This window comes from Arthrobacter sp. UYCu512 (genome assembly GCF_040547075.1).
In the GTDB taxonomy this organism is placed as follows: Bacteria; Actinomycetota; Actinomycetes; order Actinomycetales; family Micrococcaceae; genus Arthrobacter.
Window position 1 is genome coordinate 1 of sequence record NZ_JBEPPA010000040.1, and the last position, 4,476, is coordinate 4,476.

At 61.4% G+C, this 4,476-nt stretch carries 3 protein-coding genes; all 3 read right to left on the bottom strand.

Annotated elements, in window-relative coordinates; all coding sequences use genetic code 11:
• Positions 1–60: 60 nt before the first annotated feature.
• Complete coding sequence (locus ABIB49_RS19080) at positions 61–540, bottom strand: hypothetical protein (RefSeq protein WP_354157640.1); 480 nt, start codon at positions 538–540, stop codon at positions 61–63.
• A gap of 271 nt (positions 541–811) precedes the next feature.
• The gene (locus ABIB49_RS19085) at positions 812–3,193 is read right to left on the bottom strand and encodes a tyrosine-type recombinase/integrase (protein WP_354157641.1); all 2,382 of its coding nucleotides are present in this window, start codon (positions 3,191–3,193) and stop codon (positions 812–814) included.
• On the bottom strand, positions 3,190–4,476 hold a 1,287-nt coding region (locus tag ABIB49_RS19090; protein WP_354157642.1), incomplete at its 5' end, for a tyrosine-type recombinase/integrase. The genes ABIB49_RS19085 and ABIB49_RS19090, both read right to left, overlap by 4 nt.

Here is a 4,476-nt window from a genome sequence, read left to right on the forward strand (position 1 = left end):
GTCTTCTTATCCGGACTACTGACGTCGGATTGGTTTCTTTTGGAAGCCTGTCGTGCTGGCTTAGGCGTAGACCCCGGGGTGCGGGTCGGTGCGTGTAACCGAGAGGGTCTCCAGTCGAGTTTCATGCAGAAGGTCGGAGATGCACTCCGGGGACCCAGCAACATAGACCGAATCGGCATAGATGTCGTTACGCACGCACCACCTTTGATCGGCTGGCCACCAGTTCAAACTCCGGCGGAATGACGGCTCGTCCACCGTTTCTGCGGCGGCGTTGATGTTGCCCTCGAGGAGATACATCTCGCGTTCAGGGGGAAGTACCACCACAGGGGCGCCGGCAAGTTCGTTCCGTATTCCTGAATAGCCGGTCCAAACGGCAAAGAAGCATTTTTCCGGAGTGGACGTGTGCCGGCTGAGCACGTCGGCGAGAACGACCGCGACATCATGACTCAGTGACCCGTAGTCAACATTGATTCGTACACCCGTTTTGGCCGTGTAGTCCTGGCTAAGGCGGTCGCCATTGGTTACCTGCGCCAAAGACATGCCCAGCTCCTGAGCAACAGAGGTCCACGAAGTCGGTCTTCCTTCGGCGTCGACTAAAGGGTTCAGTACGCGAACTACGGATGAGAATTTGTCTGGGGCGAACGTGCTCACCAGAAGCGGAGGCCCGCCGAACGGGCGGGCCAACCAATCAGCGTAAGAAGCAGATCTGGCGGGAGTCAAAGGTTCCTGCATGATCTTCTCCAATTCAGTCTGCTGCTACTCAAAGGTACCTAGGAGCCACGATAGTCGGTCTCCCTGGCGTGGCCTCCAGTCAGCGGTTGTTTGCTTGCCTGACTCGTGGGGTCCCAAGCTCGACGATTCCCCGCTCGGTATGGGTCTGGAGTTTATACATCTGAGCGAGCTTGATTTCGGCGCCGTTGAGCGTCACACGTAGGCCCTCGACGTCACCGATCCAGCCGTGTTGTTCGGCTTCGGTGATGCGTTCTTGGAGGTTGTCGATGATGTCTTGGAGCCGGTTGATTTGGCTGGGATCAGGGCGGAGAAGGGCGCAGCGGAGGCAGGCGTGTTCGTGTTGGCAGCCTGTGCCGTAGGCGCGTCCACAGCTGCCCAGGCTGAGTTTGCGTTGCACGAAATGGGCTTCGAATTCGTCCCATTCGGCGGCGGTTGGTTCGCGGTATTCTTCGGTGGGCCGAATGACCCGTCGCTTTTCGATGAAGGTGCGGTGGTGCCGGATGACGTCCCGGGGATAAATCGCTGCGTATCCCTGAGTCGTCGCCAGGCTGGCATGGCCCATCAGCACCTGCACGATGTGTGGAGGCAAGCCGCTGGCAAGTGCCTCGGTCGCGAAGATGCGACGGAAATCGTGCGGGGTGAATCTCACCTCGGCACCGCTGACCTTGATGTGCGCGCGTCGCGCCAAGTCATTGAGCAGCGTGGAGACGGTGGCCGTCGTCATCACGTTCGGCGGTCCGGCGCCACGGCGGCGGACGAACAGATGCGGAAGAGGTGAGCTCAGCACTTTCTCAGCTGAGTCCCATCGCTGTGTCAGTGGTGCGCCACCCGTGTCCTTGGTGATACGAGAAAGCACTCGGTAGAGCACGTGCACGAGCTCTGGGCCAGCCACCATCAAACGCTCGGTATCGGTCTTGCTCGGAGCGAAGTGCAGCAGCGGAATGGTCTCCCCGGTCGCTGGAACTTTGTAGGGCTGGATGCTCATGTGCACCAACTCGAGGACTTCTTCGATCCGTGCACCGGTGTGGCGAAGTGTCTCAACGAGCGCCCAGGTCCAGAAGGCGTTGTCCTCTTCTAAGGACAGGTCCCGTTCCTTTCCATTGCGCCGAATCCTGATATGCGCATGTTGGCTGCTCTGGAAGACTTCCCACGCCTCGCCGTCCATGTCGATGGTTTGGCCGGCGCCCGCCGTCGTGGCATCCGCCAGGGTTGCTTCGGCCGAGCGGAGGGCCTGTTCGGCAGCCTCCACCAGACGGGGCAACACGGGAGCCAGTTCACGGGTGCGCTGTTGCATCGTTGCGATGGTGGCGCGCCGGTGCTTCACGTAACCGCGGGTCTCGGCAAAGGTAATGGGGCTTGGGGCGACCCATTGCGCCCAGAAGGGATCTTCGAGTGCCCATTGGCTGATGTCGAGATAGAACGCCCGGACGGAGAAGAAGACGCTGTAAACTTCCCGGCGCGGCGAGCCGTCGGCTTTGACTTTGACCCTGGCTTTCCAGCCAGCCGCCTGCTCCGGAGTCAGTGTGAAGCTGCGTTGGTCAGGGTGGTGCTTGACGATGTCGGCGAAGAAGAGGCCGGCCAGATACCTGCCCAATGCGCAGAGCGAGGCGTAGTCGAGGCCAGCCGACCGGACCTGGATATAGCGGATGAGTGGTTCCCGGCACGGGCCGGTGATGTTGTAGAAGTCGACTATCTCATCCACCGTTTTCGGTCCGACGCGGAGCCGTGTGGGCATGGTCCCGGATTCGTGTTTGATCCATCCCAGTCTGTGCATTACGGGCCATACGGCGGTCAGTCCGCTGCGGCCGACTTCGATCAGTTTCCCGGGAAGCTGCGTAGTCAGTTCGAGGATGTCTTCGGATGTGAGCTGGCGGATCGATTTGCCCGTATGGGCTTGGATGCGGCCGAGGGTGAGGATCCCGCTGGTGGCCAGGGTCGGTGAAACCTTCGCCTGGAGGAGGGCTTTTTCGAGTTCAGCTGTGTGGGCGGGATCCCGGAACCGGCTGAGTGCTTTCCAGAAGGCAAAGCGCTGACCCGCGATCCACCGGTGGGAGGGGCGCATGACGTCCAGAGCCAGCAGCGGTCCTATCGCCGCATTGAGCCCTTCGACTTCATTGCGATTCTGCGGGGTCTTGCTTGAAACGCCGGCTACTCTGAGCCGCCACGGCAGAGCGTCATGCCCGACCTGGCCCTCGAACAGCGCCCAGCGGTCCTGCCAGGTCTCCCCCGGCAACTGCCTCAAATGACCGAGTAAGCGCCGAATGCGCGCCCCGTGATCGTTCAGATGTGGCCAGTACGGGCTGCAGTCCCCAAGACGGTTGATGATGTCCTCCATGCTGGCGCTGGTCAGCGGTCCAGGAGGGATGGGCGGCAGTGCAGGCGGTTGTTGTTTCTGTGGTGGCGGCGCGAGGTCGTTCCAGCTTCGTCGTTTGGTCTGGATGTTGATGGGCGGAGTTGTCACTGGTTCCCCCAAAGCACGCGCAACTCATCCGGGTTATAGGGCTGACCGGCCGGTGAACTATCAATGGCAGGGGAAGTCCTGCTGCTCAGATGGGTCCGGTAATGCTCGATGACTTCCTCCATATGCGGAACCGCATAGACAGTGGTCGTAGCCAGCGACTGATGACCGAGCAACTCCTGGACTTCGTGAAGGCCCATCCCGCCCTCAAGCGCGCGGATCGCGAACGTGTGCCGCAGATCGTGCAGCGTCCAGTTCGAACCGAGCAGGTCGTTGCAGCGTCTCAGTACGGCGCGCATGGCTTCGTAGGACAGAGGACGGGGCTCGCCCCGCAGCGTGAGCCAAACCGGTTCATCCGGGCCGGCGACGCCTCCTTCGAGCTGATAGAGCCGAAGCCATACGAAAGCATCAGGCGCAGCGGGCAACCATTGCAGCTGGCCGCCTTTGCGGTAAACGCCGATCAGCTGGTCGCCCACGTTGACCCGGTCGCCCGTGAGCCCGAGCAACTCGCTCGCCCGCGCACCGCTGCTGACATAAAACGCCACCAACGCCCGGTCCCTGTTGGACCGCAAACGCCGGAACAGATCGTTGAACTTTCCATCCGGAATTGATCTGGGCACTCGGTGCGCCTCGCGCTGACGCAGGGGTTGGCGCCGCACTGGGGCAAAATCCCGTAGAGGGTCATGATGCGCATGGGATCGCCCACGGCGCAGCCCGAAGGGGTTCACGATGGGCCCAACTCCCATCCGAAGCTGGAAAGCGTAAAACTCCGTACACACCGTCGTCGTGTGGTTGATCGTCGAGGGTGAGTAACGCATTCCGAGATGCCTCTTTCCCGTGACAAGGTTCCGGCTCCCCCGCCGCTGCGGGACGTTGCGGTTCCCGACGAACTTCTCGGCCTGGCGCGCCCACAACACGAAGTCGCGCGCTTCAAGGGACGTTGCCTGCTCCCAGCTGACCCGGACGGCCCACAAAAATCGAAGGAAACGGAGCAACGACAAGGCATAGGTTCGTACCGTCTGAGGCGAATAGTCCGTGGCTGCCAGCTCAAGCAGATACTCCGTGGCAGGAGCGAACTCCTGTCCCGACGCGTCGAGGACCACGAACCCAGGAACACCGGAGCGAGTGATCACCCGCCCGACGTTCGCTACGGTCAGTCCCTCGGCTCGATGCCGATCCGAACTGCGATCCGAGAGATCCATGACCAAAGCATGACGCTGACGGGGCTCGTCCCAGGCCGACGACACGCGCTGTGAACCGTCAACATAGTCCGGTAAACAGATCAT

Bases quoted from the DNA above. Each gene is read 5' to 3' on its own strand.
- ABIB49_RS19080 (WP_354157640.1), bottom strand. From the start codon at position 540: ATGTCTTTGGCGCAGGTAACCAATGGCGACCGCCTTAGCCAGGACTAC.